The following is a 22,582-nucleotide window of genomic DNA, read 5'->3' on the forward strand; positions in this document are numbered from 1 at the left end:
GACACTTGGAAACCCTGTACGATTTTTTTGCCAAGCCTACAGATCCGAGAAAATATTCGGGTGTTCAGATTTCCCTCGCCTCTCCCCAGACCATTCGGGACTGGTCTTTTGGTGAAATTACCAAGCCGGAAACCATCAATTACCGAACCTTCAAACCGGAGCGGGACGGTCTTTTCTGCGCCAAGATTTTTGGTCCTACGAAGGACTACGAATGCAATTGTGGCAAATACAAGCGCATGAAGCATCGGGGTGTGGTGTGTGAAAAGTGTGGTGTCGAGGTTATTCAGTCCAAGGTGCGCAGGGATCGTATGGCACACATTGAACTGGCCTGTCCTGTGGCCCATATCTGGTTTTTGAAAAGTCTTCCCAGTAAAATAGGGAACCTTCTGGATATTACGCTTAAAAATCTTGAAAAGGTTTTGTATTTTGATTCTTATGTGGTGATTGATCCCAAAGAGACAGGGCTTTCACGGCTCCAGATGCTTTCCGATGACAAATATTACGAGGCTCAGGATCTGTACGGTCAGTCAGCCTTTGAAGCTGGCATCGGTGCGGAGGCGATTCAGCGCCTTCTGGAAACTCTGGATCTGGATGCGGTTTTTCATCAGCTCCGAGAAGAAATTTCAGCGACCACATCCGTCGCAAAACGCCAGAAGCTTTCCAAACGCCTGCGTATCGTGGACGCATTCCGGAATTCCGGGGTAAGCCCGGTCTGGATGATTATGGAAACTGTTCCGGTTCTGCCTCCGGATCTGCGTCCTTTGGTTCCCCTGGAAGGGGGACGTTTTGCCACCTCGGATCTTAATGATCTGTACCGCAGGGTGATTAACCGCAACAACCGTTTAAAGCGCCTGATGGATCTGAAGGCACCGGATATTATTGTCCGGAACGAAAAGCGCATGCTGCAGGAAGCCGTGGATGTTCTTTTCGACAATGGCCGTCATGGTCGTGTGGTGACGGGTACCAACAAGCGTCCCCTCAAATCTCTCTCCGATACCTTGAAGGGCAAGCAGGGGCGTTTCCGCCAGAACCTTTTAGGCAAGCGCGTGGATTATTCCGGCCGTACGGTTATTGTTGTGGGCCCCAATCTACGGCTGCATCAGTGCGGTCTGCCTAAAAAAATGGCTCTGGAGCTGTTCAAACCTTTTATTTATCATCATCTGGAACAAAAAGGTCTGGTCTCCACGGTTAAAAGTGCAAAGAAGATGGTGGAAAGAGAAACACCGGAGGTTTGGGATACTCTGGATGAAGTGGTACGCGAGTATCCCGTCATGCTCAACCGTGCGCCTACCCTTCATCGCTTGGGGATACAGGCCTTTGAGCCGGTTTTGATTGAGGGGAAGGCCATTCGTCTTCACCCGCTGGTCTGTACGGCTTTTAACGCCGACTTTGACGGTGACCAGATGGCTGTGCATCTTCCCCTTTCTGTGGAAGCTCACATAGAGGCTCGGGTGCTGATGCTGGCCAGCAACAACATTCTGAGTCCTGCCAATGGAGAGCCCATCATTATCCCTACTCAGGACATTGTACTGGGACTTTATTACATGACCCAGAAGATTGTCGGGGCCAAGGGGGAGGGGACGCTTTTCGCCAATGTTGTCGAAGTTCGTCAAGCCTATGATGCGGGTGCCGTATCCATGCATGCGGGTATCGTTGTGCGTTTGCAGGACGGCTCACGGGTGGATACCACGGTAGGCAGGGTACTGCTCTGGGAAATTATTCCTGATGCCATGGTATCGAGCTTTAACCACATTATGGTGACCAATGCGGCGGATCGGGATGCGGTATCGCAGGCGCTTGCAGAAGGGACACGTTTTACGGAAGTCGCCCAGCGATATTCCAAGAGTGGGGATCTTTATCATAATGCCTATATCGGTTTCCTGGATCCCAAGGAGTTTATCCGTATTTTCGGGATAAAAGGGGAGCCTGTTCAGAATCTTTTTGCCATGGAACCCGGTACCCAGAGTGAGGCCATGGAAGAAGGGGGCAGGTATCATTTTTTTGAAGTGGTCGAGCGGCAGATGGAAATTCCCTTTTCCGTTGTGAACAAGGTCATGGATAAGGGAACCATTCGCAAGCTGGTGGACTATGCCTACCGTAACCTGGGGCCTAAAGGTACGGTCATTCTGGCAGACCGTTTGAAAGATCTCGGGTACAGCAATTCTACTAAAGGTGGCCTTTCTATCGGTATTGATGACATGATCATACCGGAAAACAAGTGGGACATGTTGAAGGATGCTGAGGACAAGGTGGCGGAGATCAACCGTCAGTACACAGAAGGCCTCATTACCCAGGGTGAAAAATACAACAAGATTGTGGATATCTGGGCCAAGGGAACCGATGACATTGCCAATGCCATGATGGAAGGCATGAAGCGGCCCCGTCGACTGGAGGACAGTGAGAGGGGCGTTATAGAACGCATGAACGCCATATTTATGATGGCGGACTCCGGTGCCCGAGGTTCTAAAGATCAGATGCGCCAGCTTGCGGGGATGCGTGGCCTGATGGCCAAGCCCTCAGGGGAGATTATTGAAACCCCCATTACGGCAAATTTTCGGGAAGGTCTTACGGTACTTCAGTATTTTATTTCCACCCATGGTGCCCGTAAAGGTCTTGCGGATACGGCTTTGAAAACGGCCAACTCCGGATATCTGACCCGGCGTCTTGCAGATGTGGCCCAGGACTGTGCGGTGACGGAAATTGATTGTGGTTCCGTGCATGGTATTGAGGTGCAGGCCCTCACGGAAGGGGGGGAAGTGATTCAGCGTTTGGGCGAGCGTGTCCTTGGACGTGTGACCCTGGAAGATGTTCTGGATCCTTTCACAGATGAAATTATTGTTCCTGCCAATGTCGAAATTGATGAGAAGGTTCTTGAAACCATAGAAAATGCGGGTATCAACACGCTCAAAATTCGATCTGTACTGACCTGTCTTGCAGACCGGGGAGTGTGTTCCAGATGTTACGGCCGGGATTTGGCCTATGGGCGCCCTGTGGAAATTGGTCAGGCTGTGGGAATTATTGCGGCGCAGAGTATTGGAGAACCGGGAACTCAGTTGACCATGCGTACTTTCCACATCGGTGGTACGGCATCCCGGCGGGTGGAACAGGCGGATTTAAAAGCCCGTATGGAAGGTATTGTTCGTTTTGATGGCATCCAGGTGGTGGCCAATGCCGATGGAAACCGGGTTGTCATGAACCGTCGTGGTGGTGAGTTTGCCATTGTGGGGGATACGGGGCGTGAGCTGGAGCGCCATCGGGTTATTTATGGTGCCACGGTGAAGGTTGAAGATGGTGAAAGGGTAAAGCCCGGTGATCTGTTGGCAGCCTGGGATCCCTTTACCACGCCGATCATTACGGAAGTTGCCGGTGTGGTGAAGTATGCGGATATCTATTCCGGGAAGACCATGCAGGAACAGGTAGACCCGGTAACGGGCAAGGCCAGCCGAACCATTATGGAATCCAAGCTGGCAGATATCCGGCCCCGTATTTCTATCCGGGATGAAAGTGGTAAAACCGCAGTATTGCCGACGGGATCCGGTATGGCCCGGTACTTCCTGCCTGTGGGGGCGGTTCTCATGGTTGAGGAAGGGGATGAGGTCAAGGCAGGCGATATTCTTGCAAAGTTGCCCCGTGCGACGACTAAAACCAAGGATATTACCGGGGGCCTTCCACGTGTCGCAGAGCTTTTCGAGGTTAGGAAGCCTAAGGAAACAGCGGTTTTAAGTGAAATTGATGGATACGTTACCATTGCAAAAGGTGTCAAGGGCAAGCAGAAGGTGAGTATCAAGCCCGTGGATGTGGGTGAAAAGCGAGAGTATCTGATTCCCCGTGGAAAGCATATTAATGTTTATGACGGAGACTATGTGCGCGCCGGAGAGCAGCTTTGCGGTGGCTCTGTAAATCCCCAGGATATCCTTAATATCAAGGGGGAAATTGCCCTTGCAGCATATCTTGTGGATGAGGTGCAGGAAGTGTACCGCCTGCAGGGGGTACGTATCCATGATAAGCATATTGAGGTTATTGTCCGTCAGATGATGCGCATGGTGAAGATCATGGAAGTTGGAGATACGGATTTTATCCTGGAAGAAAATATTGACCGCCAGGTTTTTGAGCGGGTGAATCGGGATACGGTGGCCAAGGGTGGTGTTCCTGCTCAGGGAGAACCACTTATTTTGGGGATTACCAAGGCCTCGCTTTCCACAGAGAGTTTTATTTCAGCGGCTTCCTTCCAGGAGACGACCAAGGTTCTTACCGAAGCTGCCATCAGGGCAAAAACGGATAATCTTCGTGGCCTGAAGGAAAATGTGATTATGGGACGACTGATTCCTGCAGGAACAGGTATAGAAGCCTATCGAAATCTGGATATTTCCATGGTGGAAGATATTGTCGCTGTGGAAGAAGAAGAATAGGCAGTTGACAAGTCTGCCGCATATGTATAAAAATAAACATTTTGTCGTAATGGTGTTTGGTCCATTGGAAAGGAGAGAAAGAAAATATGCCAACCATTAACCAGCTCGTCCGGAAAGGCCGTCAGCGTACGGTCGCCAAAGTCAGTACGCCGGCATTGAAGGGCGGGCCGCAGAAGCGGGGTGTCTGTACCCGTGTCTATACCACAACGCCGAAGAAACCGAACTCAGCCCTTCGTAAGGTTGCAAGGGTTCGGTTAACTACAGGTGTTGAAGTTACAGCCTACATACCGGGTGTGGGGCACAATCTTCAGGAACACTCCGTTGTTCTTGTGGCAGGCGGCCGTGTAAAAGACCTTCCGGGTGTGCGTTATTCCATCGTTCGTGGTGCGCTGGACACCCTGGGTGTTGCGGATCGGAAGAAGAGCCGGTCTCTGTACGGTGCAAAGAAACCCAAGTGACGAAAAGAGAGAGTATAGGGAATGCCCAGAAGAAGAGAAGTTCCGGAGCGCAAGGTTATTCCGGACGCAAAGTATGGCAGTGTCCTCATGAGTCAATTCATTAATAAGCTGATGCGGGATGGTAAAAAAAGTACAGCCGAATCCATTCTGTATGATGCCTTTGACATCGTGGCCGAAAAAACTGGAGAAGCACCTCTGGAAGTTTTTGAAAAGGCTCTCGAAAATGTCAAGCCCATGCTGGAGGTTAAATCCCGGCGCGTCGGGGGGGCTTCCTATCAGGTGCCAACGGATATCCGTCCTAAGCGTCGTACAGCTCTGGCAATCCGCTGGTTGATTACCTATTCCCGTGCCAGGGGTGAAAAATCCATGGCAGGGCGTCTTGCGGCAGAGTTTCTGGATGCGGCAAATAAGCGTGGGGCTTCGGTGAAAAAGCGTGAAGATACCCATCGTATGGCCGAAGCGAATAAGGCCTTTGCCCACTACCGGTGGTAGCCGGGAGGTTTTCAGCGGAAAAGCCGGTTTCCCCTGAGCGGGAAGGTAAAGCAGGCCGGTAGAAAGATAAGGAAGAATCCGCGGGCAGCGGCCAGGTACGGATCCCTTGTATACGTTTCAGGAGAAGGCGTTCCGGGGAGTCTGTGTGGAAAGGCCGTTACAGGCAAACAGAAACATCAATGGAAAATTTGATACTATGATGAACACGAAAATCAGAATCAGGCTGCGGGCCTACGACCACAAGCTGTTGGATCAGTCTGCGCTGGATATCGTGGACACCGCCAAAAAAACGGGTGCCAAGATAGTCGGTCCGATTCCGCTTCCGACAAGCATAAATAAGTTCTGTGTTCTCCGGTCTCCCCATGTCAACAAGAAATCCCGGGAGCAGTTTGAAGTCCGGACGCACAAGCGAATGCTTGACATTCTGGAGCCGACACAGCAGACGGTCGATGCTTTGATGAAGTTGGATCTGTCTCCCGGCGTGGACGTGGAGATTAAACTGTAAGAGGAAGCTTGGATCATGTGCAAAGGACTGATCGCAAAAAAGCTGGGGATGACCAGGATTTTCAACCCGGATGGGAATTTGATTCCCGTTACCGTCGTCCAGGCCGGTCCCTGTGTGGTTACCCAGATAAAGACGGTGGAAACCGATGGTTACAATGCGCTGCAGGTCGCTTTTGGCCCGAAAAAAGAGCAGCGTGTCAACAAGCCCATGAAGGGCCATTTTGCCAAGGCTGGTGAAGCCTGCTTTTCTGTTTTGAAGGAATTTGCCGTTGAAGATCCTTCACAGTTCAGTCTTGGCCAGGAAATTACGGTAGATCTGTTCAAGGTGGGCGATATTGTTGATGTCGTCGGTACTTCCAAGGGCAAGGGCTTTGCCGGTACCATTAAGCGACATCGATTCACCCGTGGCCCCGCTGGTCATGGTTCCCATAATGTTCGTGAACCCGGCTCTGTCGGATGTTCTGCATGGCCTTCCCGTATTATCAAGGGGAAAAAAATGCCCGGGCATATGGGGGTGGATCATAAAACCGTCAAAAACCTTCAGATAGTTGATATCCGCCCCGAGGAAAACCTCCTCCTGATCAAGGGCGCAGTCCCCGGTCATAAAGCCGGAATCCTCGAGATCAAGAAGCGGAAATTTCAAAAATAGCTTCCGTCCGGCGCGTCGGGACTGCGGCGTTTGGATATGATGAGGAAACACCATGGCTGTCGTTGATGTTCAAAATATAAAAGGCGAGAAAGTTTCGGAAATGGAACTTTCTGATGACGTCTTCAATGTGGAAGTGAAGTCCGCTGTGCTGCATGATGTGGTTAAAATGCAGCTTGCAAAGAGGCGGGCGGGGACTGCGTGTGTCAAGAACCGGTCCGATGTCAAGGGTTCTACCCGTAAGCTTTTCCGTCAGAAGGGAACTGGGCGTGCACGCCGGGGGGATATTAAGTCTCCGCTTCTGCGAGGTGGTGGAGTTGTTTTTGGCCCCCATCCCAGATCTTATGGCTACGATCTTCCTAAGAAAGTCCGTCAACTGGCGTTGAAAATGGCCTTGAGCAGCAAGCTGAAGAGCAACAGCCTGAGGGTTCTGGATGACATGACGCTGGACAGCATCAAAACCAAGAATTTTGTTGCTGTGATGCAGGCTCTGGAGACCCGGAAAGCACTGATTGTAATCAGTGAGGAAAATCGGAATCTTGTTCTTTCTGCCCGGAATATTCCTGGTGTAAAGGTTCTCAAGACCGAGGGACTGAATGTCTATGATATCCTCCGTTACGATGATCTTTTGCTTGTTCCGTCTTCAGTGCGGAGTATCGAAGGGAGGTTTGCATCATGAATACCCATGATATTCTTGTTCGTCCCCTGAACACGGAAAAATCCAACATCCTTCTTGAAGAGGCCGGTAAGGTCAGCTTCGAGGTGGCTCCTAAGGCAAACCGCATCGAGATTCAAAAAGCTATCGAGACGGTTTTTAACGTAAAGGTTCTGTCCGTGAACACCCTGAATGTAAAGGGCAAGATCAAACAGCGCGGCAGAATTGTGGGCAAGCGGAAAAACTGGAAAAAAGCGGTTGCCACGTTAATGCCTGGGGAGAAAATCGAATTTTTTGACGGCGTATAAGCAGAGGGCATCCAATGGCAATTAAGAAAGTAAAGCCTACATCGGCGGGTCGCAGAGAACAGGAATACTCTGCATTTGACGAGATTACCAAAACCACGCCTGAAAAAAGTCTGCTGTGTACCCTCAAGAAGAGCGGAGGCAGGAACGTCCATGGACGGGTAACCTGTCGGCATAAAGGGGGGGGACACAGACGGCATTATCGTATTGTGGATTTCAAGCGGGACAAGGAGAATATTCCGGCAAAGGTAGCTGCCATCGAATATGACCCGAACCGTTCCGCACGTATTGCACTGCTGCACTATGCAGATGGGGAAAAACGTTATATCCTTGCGCCCTTGAACCTCAAGGTGGGGGATACGGTACAGTCAGGGGAGGCTGCGGATATCCGTCCTGGCAACACGTTGCCGCTGGCCAATATTCCCTTGGGTACCCAGATCCACAATATTGAGCTGAAGATAGGTAAGGGTGGTCAGATTGTACGTTCAGCAGGTACATCTGCCCAGCTCATGGCCAAGGAAGATGGCTATGCCTTGGTGAAACTGCCTTCTGGCGAGGTTCGTATGGTACTGCTTCGTTGCAAAGCCACCATTGGTGAGTTGGGCAACAAGGAGCATTCCAACATTGCTCTGGGCAAGGCGGGTCGTACCCGTTGGCTGGGGATAAGACCCAGTGTTCGCGGTGTGGCCATGAACCCTGTGGATCATCCCATGGGTGGTGGTGAAGGCCGTTCTTCCGGTGGACGTCATCCCTGTACGCCCTGGGGCAAGCCGACCAAAGGGTACAGAACTCGCAAGAACAAGGCCACCGACAAGTACATTGTACGACGGCGTTCCAAGTAACCGTCTAACACCGGGGTAAAAACCGGTGCACAGGGAGAATTTTTTCATGCCTCGGTCGCTGAAAAAAGGTCCGTTTGTGGACCAGAGTCTTTTTAAGAAAGTTGTTACTGCGCAGGAAGCCAGAAGTAATAAGGTGATCAAGACCTGGTCGCGGCGTTCCACCATCCTTCCTGAAATGGTTGGCCTGACAATGGCTGTCCATAACGGCAAGAAATTTATTCCGGTTTTTGTATCGGAAAATATGGTGGGACATAAATTGGGCGAGTTTTCGCCGACGCGTACCTACTATGGTCATGCTGCGGATAAGAAATCCAAACTGAAGAAGTAAAGGATGGCGGAGATGGAGGTTAAAGCAGTTACCCGGTATGCACGCATCTCTCCTCAGAAAGTCCGTATGATCGTCGATGCCGTAAAAGGGAAGCCGGTGGATGCGGGAATGAATGTGCTGCGTTTTATGCCACAGAAAGCCGCAGGGATTCTGGGGAAAACGCTGAAGTCTGCCGTAGCCAATGCGGACCAGCAGCAAATTGACGTTGACTCCCTCTATATTAAGAATGTCTACGTGGATCAGGGGCCGTCCCTTAAGAGATTCCGGCCCCGTGCCCGTGGGAGAGGTTCCCGGATTCTGAAGCGGACCAGTCATATTACGGTCATCGTCGCCGATAAGACGGCCTAGGAAGGAGGAGAAGGTTGGGTCAGAAAGTAAATCCGACTGGACTGAGATTGGGAATCATAAGAACTTGGGACTCCCGCTGGTATGCAGGTAAAAACTATGCGGACTTCATTTATGAAGATTTCAAGATTCGTAAATTCCTGAAACAGCGCCTGGGACATGCAGGTGTGTCAAAAATTGAGATTGAACGTTCAAACAAGCGCGTTCGGCTGCGTATTTTTACGGCTCGCCCCGGTATTGTTATCGGTAAAAAGGGTGCGGAGATTGCCCAGCTGAAAAAAGATCTTGGCAAGGTGGTTTCTCAGGAAGTGCTCATTGACATTCAGGAAGTGCGTAAGCCCGAACTTGAAGCCCAGCTTGTGGCTGAAAGTGTGGCCCAGCAACTTGAGCGTCGTGTGGCTTTCCGGCGAGCCATGAAAAAAGGGGTTTCTTCCGCCATGCGTTTTGGTGCAGAAGGTGTGAAGATTATCTGTTCCGGTCGTCTGGGCGGGGCGGAAATGGCCCGAACTGAATGGTATAAAGAAGGAAGAATTCCTTTGCATACCCTTCGGGCGGACATTGATTACGGTTTCGCCGAAGCCAGCACTACCTATGGCAAGATAGGGGTGAAGGTCTTTATTTTCAAAGGCGAAGTTCTGAGCAAGGACAAAGTTCAGGCGGCTGCCGCCCGGTAGGTCGCTTCAGGAGTTTTGAGACATGCTGAGTCCCAAGAGATTCAAATTCCGGAAACAGCAGCGCGGCAGAATGAAGGGTACCGCCCAGCGGGGGGCGACCCTGACCTTTGGTGAGTTTGGTTTACAGGCACTTGAATGTGGCTATATCAACTCCCGTCAGATTGAATCTGCACGTATTGCCATGACCCGCCACGTTCGTCGTGGTGGTAAGATGTGGATCCGTATTTTTCCGGACAAGCCTATCACCAAAAAGCCCGCAGAAGTCCGTATGGGTAAGGGTAAGGGACCCCATGACAGCTGGGTCGCCGTTATCAAGCCCGGACGCATTCTTTATGAAATGGAAGGGGTAACCCGGGAGAAGGCCATGGAGGCCTTGCGCCTGGCTTCTTACAAACTTCCGGTCAAAACCCGATTCGTAGAAAGAGGCGATTGGCAATGAAAGTAAGTGAATTGAGATCGCTTGACATGAGAGAGCTTGAGGCCAAACTGAAGGATTTTAAGCAGGAGCATTTGAACCTGCGTTTCCGACATGCAACGGCCCAACTTGAGAATACGGCTTCCCTCCGTCAGATTAAAAAGGGGGTTGCCCGTGTCATGACGGTGATCCAGGAACGGAAATCCAAGGGGCAGGATTCGTAATGAAAGAACGCGGAATGCAACGGCAGCAGCTTGGAACCGTGGTATCAGACAAAATGGATAAAACCGTTGTTGTTCTGGTAGAGCGGGTTGTCAAGCACAAGCTGTATAAAAAGTACGTGAAGGTACACAAGAAATATAAGGCCCATGACGAGGAAAACGCCTGTAAGATGGGGGATAGGGTGCTGATTTCTGAAAGCCGCCCCTTGAGCAAGACAAAACATTGGCGTGTCAGCAAAATTGTTGAAAAAACGGCTTGATATAAGGAAAGATCGCCATGATTCAGGCTGAAAGCAGACTTACGGTGGCAGACAATTCCGGGGCCAAAGAGGTTTACTGTATTAAGGTTCTCGGAGGATCCAAACGACGCTATGCCGGCGTCGGTGATGTAATTGTGGTATCTGTCAAGGAAGCGATCCCCAATTCCAAAGTTAAAAAAGGGGATGTTCAGAAAGCAGTGATTGTCCGGACGTCAAAGGAGATTCATCGGCCGGATGGTTCTAAAATCCGCTTTGATGATAATTCCGCTGTCTTGATCAACAACAACAGAGAACCCATTGGCACCCGTATCTTCGGACCTGTTGCGCGGGAATTGCGTGCAAAGCGTTTCATGAAGATTGTCTCCCTGGCGCCCGAGGTCCTCTAACCGGCAGGCCACAAGGAGAAGCGAGTCCGTGATGAATGTAAAAACGCATATAAAAAAAGATGACAAGGTCAAGGTTATTGCCGGTAAAGATGAAGGAAAAATCGGCAAGGTCCTCAGGGTGATCCGCAAGGATGGCCGGGTGATTGTAGAGAACATCAATAAGGTGAAACGCCATGTGAAACCGGACATGAAAAACCGGCAGGGCGGGATCATCGACAAGGAAGCTCCGATTCATTTGTCCAACGTGATGCTGATGTGCAATCACTGCATGAAATCTTCCCGCATCCGTATGCAAGTACTGGAAAATGGAAAAAAAGTCCGTGTATGCGGAAAATGCAGCGAAAACATTGATGCCTGATACGGGGCGGATGATTCAGGATCGTGCCGGAGGATGGAATGGCATATTTGAAGAAAAAATATGAGGAAGAGGTTGTTCCCCAGCTGAAAGATGTTTTTCAGTATAAAAATCCCATGCAGGTACCCCGTATTGAAAAGGTTGTACTGAACATGGGACTGGGTGAAGCGATACAGAACAGCAAGATTCTGGATTCTGCGGCTGTTGAGATGGGAAGGATTGCTGGTCAGAAACCGGTGATTACCCGTGCCAAGAAGTCCATTGCGGCCTTCAAACTGCGGGAGGGAATGCCCATCGGTTGTACTGTGACCCTCCGCAAAGAGCGTATGTATGATTTCCTGGCCAGGCTGCTCAATGTGGCATTGCCTCGTGTACGGGATTTCAAAGGGGTTTCCGGTAAGGCTTTTGACGGGAATGGTAATTATACTCTGGGTATCCGGGAGCAGATTATTTTTCCTGAGATTGAATATGACAAGATTGACAAGGTCAAGGGGTTGAATGTGTGCATTGTGACATCCGCCAGGAGCGATGCGGAGGCAAAGGAACTTCTCCGGCTCATGGGGATGCCCTTCCGGAACTGATGACGGGTTTTCCGGAGGGTAATTTAGGAGGAAAAAGTGGCAAAGACATCTTTGATCGCAAAAGCAAATCGTAAGCCCAAGTTCCAGGTGCGTGCATACAATCGCTGTCCTGTTTGTGGTCGCCCCAGAGCCTTTCTCCGGAAATTCGGCCTTTGCCGTATCTGCTTCCGGAAGATGGCATCCGAAGGTTTGTTGCCCGGGGTGACCAAATCGAGCTGGTAAACGAACGGCCGGTGTTGGAACGGAATCAAGGGACGATAACGGAGAATAAAAATGGCAGCAATCATTGATCCCATCGCGGATATGCTGACCCGCATTCGGAATGGCGGGAAGGCGAAATTCGCCAGTGTGGATATGCCCAGCTCTACAATCAAGATAGAACTTGCAAGGGTTCTGAAGGAGCAGGGTTATATTAAGAATTTTAAAAGTGTTGACGATGGCAAACAGGGCGTCCTTCGGGTTTATCTGAAGTATACGGATGGTCAGAAGCATGTAATTTACGGTATTGACCGCGTGAGCAAGCCCAGCTGTCGGACCTATGCCAAGGCCGGTGAGATCAAGCCCGTTTTGAATGGACTTGGTATAGCGATTCTTTCCACCTCCAAGGGGGTTCTCACCGACAAGCAGGCCAGAACCGAGAATGTGGGCGGCGAAGTGCTCTGCAACGTTTGGTAGGAATTGAGGAGAGATCATGTCACGTATTGGAAAAAAGCCAATCCAGCTTCCGGCTAAGGCAAAGGTCAGCTATGTCAATCGTGTGCTGACCGTAGAAGGCGGTTTAGGGAAACTGCAGCGTGAAATCCACCCTGCAGTGGATCTTGATATCCAGGATCAGGTTCTTCATGTGAAGGCCCTTCAGGAGGATCGTCAGAGTGCAGCCTTTCAGGGGATGACCCGTGCACTGGTGGCCAATATGGTCACAGGTGTAAGCGAAGGTTTTAAAAAAGTTCTGCAGATTAACGGCATTGGTTATCGTGCTGAATTGAAAGGAAACGTTCTTGCCCTGCATGTGGGGTATTCCAATCCTGTAGAGTATGGAATTCCGGAAGGGATTGCTCTCTCCGTAGAAAAGAACAATGATATTACGGTATCCGGCATTGATAAGCAGAAGGTTGGACAGGTGGCTGCGGAAATCCGCAGTGTCCGCCCACCGGAACCTTATAAAGGCAAGGGCATTAAGTATGCGGATGAGCATATTATCCGCAAGGCTGGTAAGTCCGCCAAGTAAAGACGGATCGGGCCCAGGCCCAGCGGGGCCGTAGTGGGACGTTTCGAAACCAAAGAGGATTTGAGGAATGAGCAGCAATTCCAAAAAAACGACGCGGTTGAAAAGAAAAATCCGCATTCGTAAAAGACTTCAGGGAACCGCCGATCGTCCAAGATTGTGCGTGTTCAGAAGCGCCCGGCATATTTACGCTCAGGTGATTGACGATCGCGAGGGCCGCACATTGGTATCTGCCTCCAGCGTGGAAAAGGATCTTCTCACAGAAGAGGGCGGAGCCAAGCAGGATCAGGCCAAAGTTATTGGGAAAAAGATCGCGGAGCGTGCCATGGCCGGAGGTATCACCAAGGTGGTATTTGACCGGAATGGCTTTATTTATCATGGCCGGGTAAAAGCCGTAGCCGATGGCGCCAGAGAAGCGGGCCTGGAATTTTAAGGTAAGGAGGCTGTGCCTTGTTTAAAAAAGACACGGGTGAAAAACAGTATATCGACAAGGTTGTGTATATCAACCGCGTTGCCAAGGTGGTCAAGGGCGGCCGTCGGTTCAGCTTTAGCGCCATTGTGGTAGTCGGTGATGGTGAAGGCAAGGTCGGCTGGGGGCTGGGTAAGGCTGGAGAAGTTCCCGAAGCCATTCGTAAGGGTGTGGAACAGGCCAAGAAGAACATGGTAAAAGTTCATCTGACGGCCGAAGGTTCTCTTCCTTTTGAAGTGGTTGGGAGATTCGGTGCAGGCAGGGTATTGCTCAAGCCCGCTTCTCAGGGTACGGGACTGATTGCAGGTGGTGCCGTACGCGCCGTACTTGAAGCCGTGGGTGTGAAGGACATCTTGACCAAATGCCTTGGCTCCAACAACCCCCATAACATGGTGAAAGCCACCATTGAGGGGCTCAGCAGACTGGAAAGTCCCGCCCATGTCGCCAGGCGACGGGGACTGCGGATTGAAGATCTGTAAAGGGGAATGTCACAATGGGAACCAAGCTGAATATTGAGTTGGTACGGAGTATGGTAGGGAAGCCGGAAAAGCAGCGCAAGGTACTGCGGGCCATGGGGCTTACCAAAATGCATAAGAAGGTGACCCTTGAATCCAACCCGGCTGTGCTTGGGATGATCACTAAGGTCGCCCACATGGTGAAGGTGGAGGAGGTGTAGCCAATGAAACTTCATGAACTTTCTCCGGCGGAAGGCTCGACCCAAAAACGTAAACGTAAGGGGCGTGGCGTTGCTTCCGGAAATGGAAAAACAGCAGGACGTGGCTACAAGGGTCTCAAAGCCCGTTCCGGCGGCAGTGTCCGGCCTGGCTTCGAAGGTGGTCAGATGCCTTTGCATCGCCGCCTTCCGAAGCGAGGCTTTACAAGTATTTTTAAATCAGAGTTTGCCATCATTAACCTTTCGGATCTTGCGGGATTTGAGGCCAATGCTCTGGTGGATGAAGCCACACTGCTTGGAGCGGGTCTTGTTAAACAGGTAAAAGATGGTGTCAAGCTTCTTGGTACAGGAGATGTCTCCGTACCCTTGACCGTGCAGGTATCCCGGATCAGTCAGGCTGCCAAAGCCAAAATTGAGGCGGCGGGTGGCAAAGTCGAAGGATAGATGATCTTATGATGGGTAATGGCTTTCAGAATATTTTCAGGGTTCCTGAATTAAAAAGGCGGGTTCTGTTTACCCTTATGATGCTTGTGGTATACCGCATCGGGGTGCATGTCCCGACCCCTGGCATTGACCGGGAAGCTCTGGGTGCGCTTTTTGCAAAAACCCAGGGAACGCTTTTTGCCATGTTTGATATGTTTTCCGGGGGGGCTCTGGAACAACTGTCGGTCTTTGCCCTCGGGATTATGCCTTATATCAGTGCTTCCATCATTTTACAGCTCTTGACTGTCGCGGTTCCCTATCTTGAACGTTTGAAAAAGGAAGGGGAACAGGGGCGGCGGAAGATTACGCAGTATACCCGTTATGGTACCATTCTCCTCAGTATTATTCAGGGGATGGGAATCAGTATTGGTCTTGAGAATATGGTCTCACCGGGGGGCGGAGCCGTTGTCCTGGATCCGGGTTGGGGTTTCCGTCTTATGACGGTGATTACTTTGACATCTGGAACAGCCTTTATTATGTGGTTGGGTGAACAGATTACGGAGAGAGGTATCGGCAACGGTATCTCCCTTGTGATCTGTGCTGGGATCGTGGCGGGGTTGCCTGCTGCCGCAGGAAACACCTTCCGCTTGGTGAAAACGGGAGAAATGGGAATATTCCTCGTGATTTTGCTTCTTGTCATGATGGTTGCCGTTGTGGGCTTCATCATTTTTGTAGAGCAGGGGCAGAGACGGATTCCTGTGCATTATGCCAAGCGGGTGGTTGGAAATAAGATGTATGGGGGTCAGACTTCCCACCTGCCTTTGAAAGTAAATACAGCAGGTGTCATTCCTCCGATTTTTGCATCTTCCATAATCATGTTCCCAGCAACCCTTGCCAGTTTTATTGATCTGCCCATGATGCGGGGGGTGATGGATGCCCTTCATCCGGGTGGTGTTCTGTATGAAATTATTTTTGTTTTGTTTATTTTTTTCTTCTGTTTTTTTTATACGGCGATTGTGTTCAATCCCGAGGATGTTGCAGAAAATATGCGTAAAAACGGAGGCTATATTCCGGGTATTCGTCCCGGAAAACGCACTTCAGATTATATTGACAGGGTGCTTACGCGTTTGACCCTCAGCGGAGCGACCTATGTCTCAGCAATTTGTGTTCTGCCTTCCATCCTGATTACCCAGTTTAACGTGCCTTTTTATTTTGGTGGTACGGCTCTGCTCATTGTGGTAGCGGTTTCCATGGACACGGTAGCCCAGATGGAGTCCCACATGATCACGAGAAACTATGAAGGGTTCCTGAACAAGAAGGCTGGAAGGATCCGAGGGCGCCGCGGATGATCATGCCCGGTTCTCATCCATGAAGAGGGAGCCGGGAAATAAGTATGGACTTCGGTAAGTGCGTGGTGCTATATTATCGGGTCTTTGCGTGATGCGGGCGCCTTTGGGGTGTCCAGGAGGATGAATGGCCAAGGAAGATGCAATCAAGGTGCAGGGCGAAGTTGTAGAGACCTTGCCCAATGCGATGTTTCGTGTGCGCCTCGAAAATGGGCATGAGATTTTGGCACACATCTCCGGAAAGATGCGTATGCATTTTATCAAAATTTTACCCGGAGATAAGGTGACGGTTGAGTTGTCTCCCTATGATTTGACACGGGGACGGATCACCTACCGGTCGAAATAGAAACCGGTTCAGAAATGAGGAGTATTCCATGAAAGTCAGGGCTTCGGTAAAAAAGATTTGCCCGAAATGCAAAGTCGTCAAACGCAAGGGTGTTGTGCGTGTGATCTGTGAAAACAAGCGGCATAAACAGCGGCAGGGGTAAAGGGGGATACTTTGGCTCGAATTGCAGGTGTGGATCTTCCCAAAAAGAAGCGTGTGGATATCGCTTTGACCTATATTTATGGTATCGGCAGAACCAGTGCATCTAAAATTGTCGGCGGCCTGGGACTTGATGGCGCCACCAAGGTCGATGCGTTGACGGATGATGAAATCAATGACATCCGGAAGGTTATTGACGGGGAATTCAAGGTGGAGGGGGAACTTCGGTCTGAAGTTTCCATGAACGTCAAGCGGCTTATGGATCTCGGCTGTTACAGGGGACTTCGTCATCGCAGGGGACTGCCTGTTAACGGACAGCGTACCCGGACTAATGCCCGGACGCGGAAAGGCCCGAGAAGAGCGGCCGTCAAGAAGAAAAAATAAGCAGGAGATGAAATAGATTATGGCCAAAGCACGTTCTGCCAAAAAACAGAAGAAGGTCAAAAAGAATATATCCACCGGTGTTGTGCATATTCAATCCACATTTAACAACACCATTGTTACCATTTCCGATGCCGTCGGTGGTGTCGTTTCCTGGTCATCTTCCGGTGCCATGGGTTTCAAGGGTTCCAGAAAAAGTACACCTTTCGCTGCCCAGATGGCTGCTGAAGATGCTGCAAAAAAAGCCCAGGAACATGGTATGCGGAATGTTGAAATCTATGTCAAGGGGCCGGGTGCCGGACGGGAGTCTGCTTTGCGTGCCATTCAGGGTACGGGTTTCAATGTGACCATGATCAAGGATGTCACGCCCGTTCCTCATAACGGCTGCCGTCCCCCCAAGCGTCGCCGGGTATAAACGAGACGTCCGGCCCGGCTAGAGGCGGGCATCGGTAATCCATAGTAGCAAGTGCTGAGTTTTTGAAGGAGGATACCTTGTCCAGATATCGCGGTTCCGTTTGCCGGATGTGCAGACGTGAAAACATGAAATTATTTCTTAAGGGTGATCGCTGCTTTTCGGACAAATGCAGCTTTGACCGCAGACCCTATGCACCGGGTCAGCATGGTCAGCGTCGGGGGAAAGTTTCCGACTATGGTGTACAGCTTCGTGAAAAGCAGAAGGTCAAGCGTCTTTACGGTCTTTCTGAAAAACAGTTCCGTCTTACCTTTGGTAAGGCAGAACAGAAAAAGGGTATCACCGGCATCAATCTTCTGATGCACCTGGAATCCCGTCTGGATAATGTGGTATATCGTATGGGCTTTGTGAATTCCAGAATTCAGGGCCGCCACTTTGTCCGTCATAATCATTTTATGGTGAATGGTATTCGTGTCAATATCCCTTCTTTTGTCGTAAAGGCGGGGGATGTGATTGAAGTACGTGAGAAAAGCCGCACGGTTCAGGCTGTAAGTGATGCCATGGATGCTGTGGTTCGTCGGGGGATTCCGCAGTGGCTTGAGCTGGATAAGAGCGGATTCAAGGGTACTGTGAAGTCTGTTCCGGTACGTGAGGATATTGTTTTACCGATTCAGGAGCAGCTCATTGTTGAATTGTACTCCAAGTAGGCCCCGTCATCCTCGGTCTCATGACCGGGCGGGTACGGTTGTCGTTTCCCGAACCGGATCGGGCATCCTCTGAACCGATTGGAGATAAGGCCATATGTCATCAAACGAGCTTATGTATGTCAACTGGAGGGACATGATCAAGCCCGACAAGATCCAGGTGGAAACTACGGAAGAATACGGTAAATTTGTATTCGAACCCCTGGAGCGAGGTTTCGGGACGACCATCGGTAATGCCCTTCGGCGGACTATTCTTTCTTCCCTCCATGGTGCAGCAATCGTTTCCGTCAAGATCGAAGATGTGATGCACGAATTCAGCACGGTACCCCATGTGCTGGAGGATGTCAGCGAGATCATTTTCAACCTCAAGGAAGTTCGCCTGAAAACGGACGATCTGGATCCACAGACCCTCCGTATTGATGTGGTAGAAGGCAGGGCGATTACGGCTGCCGATATTGTTTCGGATAATGGGCGGGTTACTGTCCTGAATCCCCAACAGCATATTGCGACCTTGAATCCCGGCGGGCGGTTGCAGATGGAAATGACGGTGGCAACGGGAAAGGGATATGCCTTGGCCGCTGCCAATAAAGATCCGGATGCACCTGTGGGAACCCTTGCCATTGATTCTGTTTTTTCTCCTATCCAGCGGGTACGTTATACCGTGGGCAATGCCCGGGTGGGTCAGCGTACGGATTATGACAAGCTGACCTTGGAGGTTTGGACAGACCGCAGCGTGAGTCCCGAGGATGCTGTCGCCTATGCGGCAAAGATCCTGAAGGAACAGCTGTCTGTCTTTATTAATTTTGATGAAGAGGTGGCACCGGAGGCTTTTGTTGAGGAAGAAGAGGGTGGCAACCGTGAATTTAACGAGCATTTGTACCGGAATGTGGAAGAGCTTGAGCTCTCTGTCCGGAGTGCGAACTGCCTGAAGAACGCCAAGATTCTCAAAATCTGGCAACTTGTGCAGAAGAGCGAAAATGAGATGCTCAAGACCAAGAATTTCGGCCGTAAATCTTTGAATGAAATCAAGGAAGTCCTCACAGACATGGGGTTATCCCTGGGCATGAAGCTGGATGGGTTTATACCCTTTGACGATGATGAGGCGGCTGAGGAAGACGACGAGTAGGAGAGCGGAGCATGCGACACAGAAAAGCAGGCGTAAAACTCAATCGCACATCCAGTCATCGGGATGCCATGTTCCGTAACATGGTCACCTCCATGTTTAAGCACGGTCGAATCCGCACTACGGATGTCAAGGCCAAGGAATTGCGCCGCTGGGTTGATAAGATGGTAACCCTTGCCAAACGGGGAGATCTGCACGCACGGCGTCAGGCTCTTTCTGTTATCCGGGAAAAAGATGTTGTGCATCAGCTTTTTGCTGTAGCCGAAGAACGGTTTGGTCACCGTGCCGGTGGATATACCCGTATTGTCAAGCTCGGGTTCCGGCCTGGAGATGCAGCCCCCATGGCCCTGATTGAATTCGTTGATCCTGTTCCGGCAGTTTCTGCGGATGCTTGATGGTGTTTAAAAAAAGGCCGGTTTTTCCGGCCTTTTTTGTTTTTATCTGATGAAGTTTAATGCGGCCTGTATGGTTGATGTGCAATGATGCGTCTTTCTTCAGGACGCATTTTTTTTATCTTTTTCCTCCATCCTCCCTTCTGTTCTGTATCCTGAAGTTCTCAATATGAAAATCTCACATTCTCCTAATCTTTCCTGAATATTTGGCACCTAAAGTTCGGCATGAATTTTGATATTCCCCGATGTGGGGATGGCTTTTTTCTGAATGCCCAACATGTTTTTGCAAGGAGATGGAAGAATGCTGAAACAAACCGTTTTTGTTTTTACTGTCCTGGCCCTGTCCTGTATGGCAGGCGTTGCCTTTGCCTCGGAAAGGCTTGGAATTAATGGTTCGACAACAGTACTTCCTGTAGCGCAGAAGCTTTCTGAGGCCTACATGAAAATGCGACCAGACGTGACGGTTTCCCTGGCAGGTGGCGGTTCAGGCAATGGTATTAAGGCGATCATTGACGGAACCACGGATATTGGAAATTCTTCCCGCTTCATCAAGGATAGCGAGGTTAAGCTGGCTGTGGAAAAGGGCACGTATCCCGTACCTTTCCGTATTGCCCTGGACTGTATTGTCCCTGTTGTGAATCCTGCCAATCCCGTGAAGGATCTTAGCATTGAGCAGATCCGCAATATGTACACGGGTAAAATCCGGAACTGGAAAGAAGTGGGCGGGCCGGATCTCCGGGTGATTGTTATTTCAAGGGATTCTTCTTCCGGTACCTTTGAATCCTGGGGGGATCTTGTCATGAACAAGGAGCGCGTAACACCGAGTGCCCTGACCGTACCCTCCAACGGTGGTCTCGTGCAGGCCATCAGCACGACACCGGGTGCCCTTGGTTATATTGCCCTGGGATACGTGAATAAGGATGTCAAGGTGGTTTCCGTTGGTGGTGTCATGGGGAATGAAGAAAATACGCTGAGCGGACGCTATCCCATCTCCCGTCCGCTTTTCATGTTTACCCGGGGCTGGCCCAAGGGCGTCACCCTGGACTTCATCAACTTTACCTTTTCCCCAAAAGGGCAGGCACTTGTGAAGGAAGCGGGAAGCATTCCCGTCTACTGATTCTGGCGGAAGGGTTTTTTGGGAATACCCTGCGGTGTGCGCGGATACTGTCGCACACCGCTTTTTTGAAACCCAGAATAAGGAAATGGGCATGGCGGTTTCACGCAACAGGACGGAAAAAGCGATATATGGCCTTTTTCTGGGCATAGCCATGGTTTCCATCGGTATTCTTGCCCTGATTATGTTTTTTTTGTTTCAGGAGGGGCTGCCCATTTTTAAAACGGTCAGTGTGCAGGAGTTTGTCTTTGGTAAATACTGGTATCCCACGGATGATCCCGCAGATTTTGGTATTTTTCCCCTCATTCTGGCCTCATTATACGTAACGGTTTTTTCTGCACTGCTTTCTATCCCTCTGGGCGTGATGACGGCGGTTTATCTTTCCGAGATTGCTTCACGGCGTGTGGCGGAAGTGGTCAAGCCTGTTGTCGAGCTTTTGGCTGCCCTGCCCAGCGTGGTGATCGGTTTTTTCGGTATGGTGCTGGTGGGTCCTTTTTTGCAGCAGGTTTTTGGTATTCCCATAGGCCTGAACCTTTTCAATGCAGGATTGATGCTGGCTTTTATGTCCATCCCCACCATTTGCTCCATTGCAGAGGATGCCCTGTATTCTGTTCCCACAGCCCTGAGGGAGGCGTCATTGGCTCTGGGAGCAACCCCGCTTGAAACCATTGCAAAGGTTGTCGTTCCGGCAGGGATTTCCGGTATCAGTACGGCAATTATTCTGGGCATGAGCCGGGCTATCGGAGAAACGATGGTGGTGCTGATGGTCGCTGGTGGAGCTGCCATGCTGCCGGAATCGATTTTTGATCCTGTGCGGCCCATGCCCGCCAGCATTGCTGCGGAAATGGCTGAGGCACCCTTCAGGGGGGAGCATTACCATGCACTTTTTGCCATTGGTATCACGCTCTTTCTGTTTACCCTGGCGTTCAACCTTGTGGCCGATGCCATTTCCAACCGATATCAGCAGAAGGGGGAGGCGTCTTTGTGAAAAATGCTGGGAATAAGGTTTTGGAAGACATTTCAGGAGAGGTTTTTTCCCGTTCGGACTTGAGTCCAGGCCTTTTTGTTAACGGTACAGGCCTGATTCGTCGCAGACGGGTACAGAGTTTCTGGTTCGGGTGCTTTCGGTTGGCAGCTCTTGTTAACGGTTTTGCCCTGTGTACCATTCTGTATTTCATGGTTTCCAGGGGATGGCGGGCGATTACATGGGATTTTTTGACCCTGCCTCCACGGGATGCCATGACGGCTGGCGGTATTTTTCCCTGTATTATCGGAACAATGGGGCTGGCATTGGGTGCCCTTCTGGTGGCTTTGCCCATCGGTGTCGCCTCGGCGATTTATTTGAATGAATATGCCAGTACGGGAAAAATCATGCGCATTATCCGTTTGGGGATCAGCAACCTTGCGGGTGTGCCCTCGGTTGTTTTTGGGCTTTTTGGGCTGGCTTTTTTCTGCATTCTTCTGGATATGGGGGTCAGTCTTGCGGCAGGCGCCCTGACCCTGGGGGTCATGACCCTGCCCGTAATCATCGGTGCAACGGAAGAGGCCTTAAAAGCTGTACCCAGTACCTACAGGGAAGCCTCTCTGGGGCTTGGGGCAACCCAGTGGCAGACCATCTGGCGTGTGGTATTGCCATCGGCCCTGCCCGGTATTCTTACGGGAGCCATTCTGGGCCTTAGCCGGGCTGCGGGGGAAACGGCTCCGATCATGTTCACGGCGGCAGTATTTTTTACGCCGAAGATACCGTCTTCCATCATGGATGAGGTGATGGCCCTTCCCTACCACATCTATGTCCTTGCGACTGCAGGGACGAATATCGAGCTGACCCGGCCTCTCCAGTATGGTACGGCCCTTGTGCTCATTGCTCTGGTGCTTGGTATGAATTCTGTGGCCATCTTCTACCGGTCGCGTCTGCGGCGCAGGATGCGGTGAGGGGAATTTTTATGAAGGTATCGGATGA

At 50.8% G+C, this 22,582-nt stretch carries 35 protein-coding genes; all 35 read left to right on the forward strand.

The annotated features are described in order from the left end of the window. Positions 1-5: 5 nt before the first annotated feature. The 35 genes from rpoC to pstA all read left to right on the forward strand — a co-directional run bounded on the left by rpoC (position 6) and on the right by pstA (position 22,554). Complete coding sequence (rpoC, locus tag BR04_RS07445) at positions 6-4,409, forward strand: DNA-directed RNA polymerase subunit beta' (RefSeq protein WP_496355369.1); 4,404 nt, start codon at positions 6-8, stop codon at positions 4,407-4,409. 86 nt (positions 4,410-4,495) lie between these two features. After that, a complete protein-coding gene (gene rpsL / locus BR04_RS07450) occupies positions 4,496-4,867 on the forward strand; it encodes a 30S ribosomal protein S12 (RefSeq protein WP_496355370.1) in 372 nt (123 codons plus the stop codon). 21 nt (positions 4,868-4,888) lie between these two features. Further along, a complete protein-coding gene (rpsG, locus tag BR04_RS07455; RefSeq protein ID WP_496355371.1) occupies positions 4,889-5,359 on the forward strand; it encodes a 30S ribosomal protein S7 in 471 nt (156 codons plus the stop codon). A gap of 196 nt (positions 5,360-5,555) precedes the next feature. Continuing rightward, positions 5,556-5,864, forward strand: coding sequence for a 30S ribosomal protein S10 (rpsJ, locus tag BR04_RS07460; protein WP_496355445.1), 309 nt, complete (start codon positions 5,556-5,558; stop codon positions 5,862-5,864). A gap of 15 nt (positions 5,865-5,879) precedes the next feature. Beyond that, on the forward strand, positions 5,880-6,512 hold the full coding sequence (gene rplC / locus BR04_RS07465; RefSeq protein ID WP_496355372.1) for a 50S ribosomal protein L3: 633 nt from the start codon (positions 5,880-5,882) through the stop codon (positions 6,510-6,512). Positions 6,513-6,564: 52 nt separating this feature from the next. After that, entirely contained in the window at positions 6,565-7,188 is a 624-nt protein-coding gene (gene rplD / locus BR04_RS07470) for a 50S ribosomal protein L4 (protein WP_496355373.1), read from the forward strand. Continuing rightward, positions 7,185-7,472, forward strand: coding sequence for a 50S ribosomal protein L23 (gene rplW, locus BR04_RS07475; RefSeq protein ID WP_496355374.1), 288 nt, complete (start codon positions 7,185-7,187; stop codon positions 7,470-7,472). The genes rplD and rplW overlap by 4 nt, the downstream gene beginning before the upstream one ends. Before the next feature lie 14 nt (positions 7,473-7,486). Further along, positions 7,487-8,311 (forward strand): 50S ribosomal protein L2, encoded by an 825-nt coding sequence (gene rplB, locus BR04_RS07480; RefSeq protein ID WP_496355375.1) that lies wholly within the window; start codon positions 7,487-7,489, stop codon positions 8,309-8,311. 46 nt (positions 8,312-8,357) lie between these two features. Next, positions 8,358-8,639, forward strand: a complete 282-nt coding sequence (rpsS, locus tag BR04_RS07485) for a 30S ribosomal protein S19 (RefSeq protein ID WP_496355376.1) — start codon at positions 8,358-8,360, stop codon at positions 8,637-8,639. A 12-nt stretch (positions 8,640-8,651) separates the two neighbouring features. Beyond that, positions 8,652-8,987, forward strand: coding sequence for a 50S ribosomal protein L22 (gene rplV, locus BR04_RS07490; protein WP_496355377.1), 336 nt, complete (start codon positions 8,652-8,654; stop codon positions 8,985-8,987). Between the two features lie 14 nt (positions 8,988-9,001). Continuing rightward, positions 9,002-9,658 carry a 30S ribosomal protein S3 gene (gene rpsC / locus BR04_RS07495; RefSeq protein ID WP_496355378.1) on the forward strand — a complete coding sequence of 219 codons (657 nt, stop codon included), beginning with the start codon at positions 9,002-9,004 and terminating at the stop codon, positions 9,656-9,658. Between the two features lie 22 nt (positions 9,659-9,680). Then, a complete protein-coding gene (rplP, locus tag BR04_RS07500) occupies positions 9,681-10,097 on the forward strand; it encodes a 50S ribosomal protein L16 (RefSeq protein WP_496355379.1) in 417 nt (138 codons plus the stop codon). Then, positions 10,094-10,297: a 50S ribosomal protein L29 gene (gene rpmC / locus BR04_RS07505; RefSeq protein ID WP_496355380.1), complete on the forward strand. Its 204-nt coding sequence runs from the start codon at positions 10,094-10,096 to the stop codon at positions 10,295-10,297. The genes rplP and rpmC overlap by 4 nt, the downstream gene beginning before the upstream one ends. Further along, positions 10,297-10,554 carry a 30S ribosomal protein S17 gene (rpsQ, locus tag BR04_RS07510; RefSeq protein ID WP_496355381.1) on the forward strand — a complete coding sequence of 86 codons (258 nt, stop codon included), beginning with the start codon at positions 10,297-10,299 and terminating at the stop codon, positions 10,552-10,554. Before rpmC ends, rpsQ begins: the two co-directional genes overlap by 1 nt. Before the next feature lie 17 nt (positions 10,555-10,571). Further along, positions 10,572-10,940 (forward strand): 50S ribosomal protein L14, encoded by a 369-nt coding sequence (gene rplN, locus BR04_RS07515; RefSeq protein ID WP_496355382.1) that lies wholly within the window; start codon positions 10,572-10,574, stop codon positions 10,938-10,940. Positions 10,941-10,971: 31 nt separating this feature from the next. Further along, positions 10,972-11,298 (forward strand): 50S ribosomal protein L24, encoded by a 327-nt coding sequence (gene rplX / locus BR04_RS07520; RefSeq protein WP_496355383.1) that lies wholly within the window; start codon positions 10,972-10,974, stop codon positions 11,296-11,298. A gap of 38 nt (positions 11,299-11,336) precedes the next feature. Then, a complete protein-coding gene (gene rplE / locus BR04_RS07525; RefSeq protein WP_496355384.1) occupies positions 11,337-11,876 on the forward strand; it encodes a 50S ribosomal protein L5 in 540 nt (179 codons plus the stop codon). Positions 11,877-11,912: 36 nt separating this feature from the next. Further along, entirely contained in the window at positions 11,913-12,098 is a 186-nt protein-coding gene (locus BR04_RS07530) for a type Z 30S ribosomal protein S14 (RefSeq protein WP_496355385.1), read from the forward strand. A gap of 51 nt (positions 12,099-12,149) precedes the next feature. After that, on the forward strand, positions 12,150-12,551 hold the full coding sequence (rpsH, locus tag BR04_RS07535) for a 30S ribosomal protein S8 (RefSeq protein ID WP_496355386.1): 402 nt from the start codon (positions 12,150-12,152) through the stop codon (positions 12,549-12,551). A gap of 16 nt (positions 12,552-12,567) precedes the next feature. Next, positions 12,568-13,104, forward strand: a complete 537-nt coding sequence (rplF, locus tag BR04_RS07540) for a 50S ribosomal protein L6 (protein WP_496355387.1) — start codon at positions 12,568-12,570, stop codon at positions 13,102-13,104. Positions 13,105-13,171: 67 nt separating this feature from the next. Then, a complete protein-coding gene (rplR, locus tag BR04_RS07545; protein WP_496355388.1) occupies positions 13,172-13,534 on the forward strand; it encodes a 50S ribosomal protein L18 in 363 nt (120 codons plus the stop codon). A 17-nt stretch (positions 13,535-13,551) separates the two neighbouring features. Continuing rightward, positions 13,552-14,049: a 30S ribosomal protein S5 gene (gene rpsE, locus BR04_RS07550; RefSeq protein WP_496355389.1), complete on the forward strand. Its 498-nt coding sequence runs from the start codon at positions 13,552-13,554 to the stop codon at positions 14,047-14,049. Positions 14,050-14,063: 14 nt separating this feature from the next. Next, positions 14,064-14,246, forward strand: coding sequence for a 50S ribosomal protein L30 (gene rpmD / locus BR04_RS07555; RefSeq protein WP_496355390.1), 183 nt, complete (start codon positions 14,064-14,066; stop codon positions 14,244-14,246). Between the two features lie 3 nt (positions 14,247-14,249). After that, positions 14,250-14,687 carry a 50S ribosomal protein L15 gene (rplO, locus tag BR04_RS07560; RefSeq protein ID WP_496355391.1) on the forward strand — a complete coding sequence of 146 codons (438 nt, stop codon included), beginning with the start codon at positions 14,250-14,252 and terminating at the stop codon, positions 14,685-14,687. A gap of 8 nt (positions 14,688-14,695) precedes the next feature. After that, positions 14,696-16,015: a preprotein translocase subunit SecY gene (secY, locus tag BR04_RS07565; RefSeq protein WP_496355392.1), complete on the forward strand. Its 1,320-nt coding sequence runs from the start codon at positions 14,696-14,698 to the stop codon at positions 16,013-16,015. A 124-nt stretch (positions 16,016-16,139) separates the two neighbouring features. After that, positions 16,140-16,358 (forward strand): translation initiation factor IF-1, encoded by a 219-nt coding sequence (gene infA, locus BR04_RS07570; RefSeq protein ID WP_139448003.1) that lies wholly within the window; start codon positions 16,140-16,142, stop codon positions 16,356-16,358. Between the two features lie 28 nt (positions 16,359-16,386). Beyond that, positions 16,387-16,500, forward strand: coding sequence for a 50S ribosomal protein L36 (gene rpmJ / locus BR04_RS07575; RefSeq protein ID WP_496355393.1), 114 nt, complete (start codon positions 16,387-16,389; stop codon positions 16,498-16,500). 11 nt (positions 16,501-16,511) lie between these two features. Continuing rightward, positions 16,512-16,880, forward strand: coding sequence for a 30S ribosomal protein S13 (gene rpsM / locus BR04_RS07580; protein ID WP_496355394.1), 369 nt, complete (start codon positions 16,512-16,514; stop codon positions 16,878-16,880). A gap of 19 nt (positions 16,881-16,899) precedes the next feature. Continuing rightward, entirely contained in the window at positions 16,900-17,292 is a 393-nt protein-coding gene (gene rpsK, locus BR04_RS07585) for a 30S ribosomal protein S11 (RefSeq protein WP_496355395.1), read from the forward strand. 77 nt (positions 17,293-17,369) lie between these two features. Next, a complete protein-coding gene (gene rpsD, locus BR04_RS07590; protein ID WP_496355396.1) occupies positions 17,370-17,996 on the forward strand; it encodes a 30S ribosomal protein S4 in 627 nt (208 codons plus the stop codon). A 94-nt stretch (positions 17,997-18,090) separates the two neighbouring features. Next, a complete protein-coding gene (locus BR04_RS07595) occupies positions 18,091-19,119 on the forward strand; it encodes a DNA-directed RNA polymerase subunit alpha (RefSeq protein WP_496355397.1) in 1,029 nt (342 codons plus the stop codon). A gap of 11 nt (positions 19,120-19,130) precedes the next feature. After that, a complete protein-coding gene (gene rplQ, locus BR04_RS07600; RefSeq protein WP_496355398.1) occupies positions 19,131-19,511 on the forward strand; it encodes a 50S ribosomal protein L17 in 381 nt (126 codons plus the stop codon). 298 nt (positions 19,512-19,809) lie between these two features. After that, on the forward strand, positions 19,810-20,625 hold the full coding sequence (locus BR04_RS07605; RefSeq protein ID WP_496355399.1) for a phosphate ABC transporter substrate-binding protein: 816 nt from the start codon (positions 19,810-19,812) through the stop codon (positions 20,623-20,625). 91 nt (positions 20,626-20,716) lie between these two features. After that, positions 20,717-21,610, forward strand: coding sequence for a phosphate ABC transporter permease subunit PstC (gene pstC / locus BR04_RS07610; RefSeq protein WP_496355400.1), 894 nt, complete (start codon positions 20,717-20,719; stop codon positions 21,608-21,610). 140 nt (positions 21,611-21,750) lie between these two features. Continuing rightward, positions 21,751-22,554, forward strand: a complete 804-nt coding sequence (gene pstA, locus BR04_RS07615) for a phosphate ABC transporter permease PstA (RefSeq protein ID WP_496355401.1) — start codon at positions 21,751-21,753, stop codon at positions 22,552-22,554. The last annotated feature ends 28 nt before the right edge of the window (positions 22,555-22,582 follow it).

The organism is Desulfobotulus sapovorans DSM 2055, assembly GCF_059569355.1.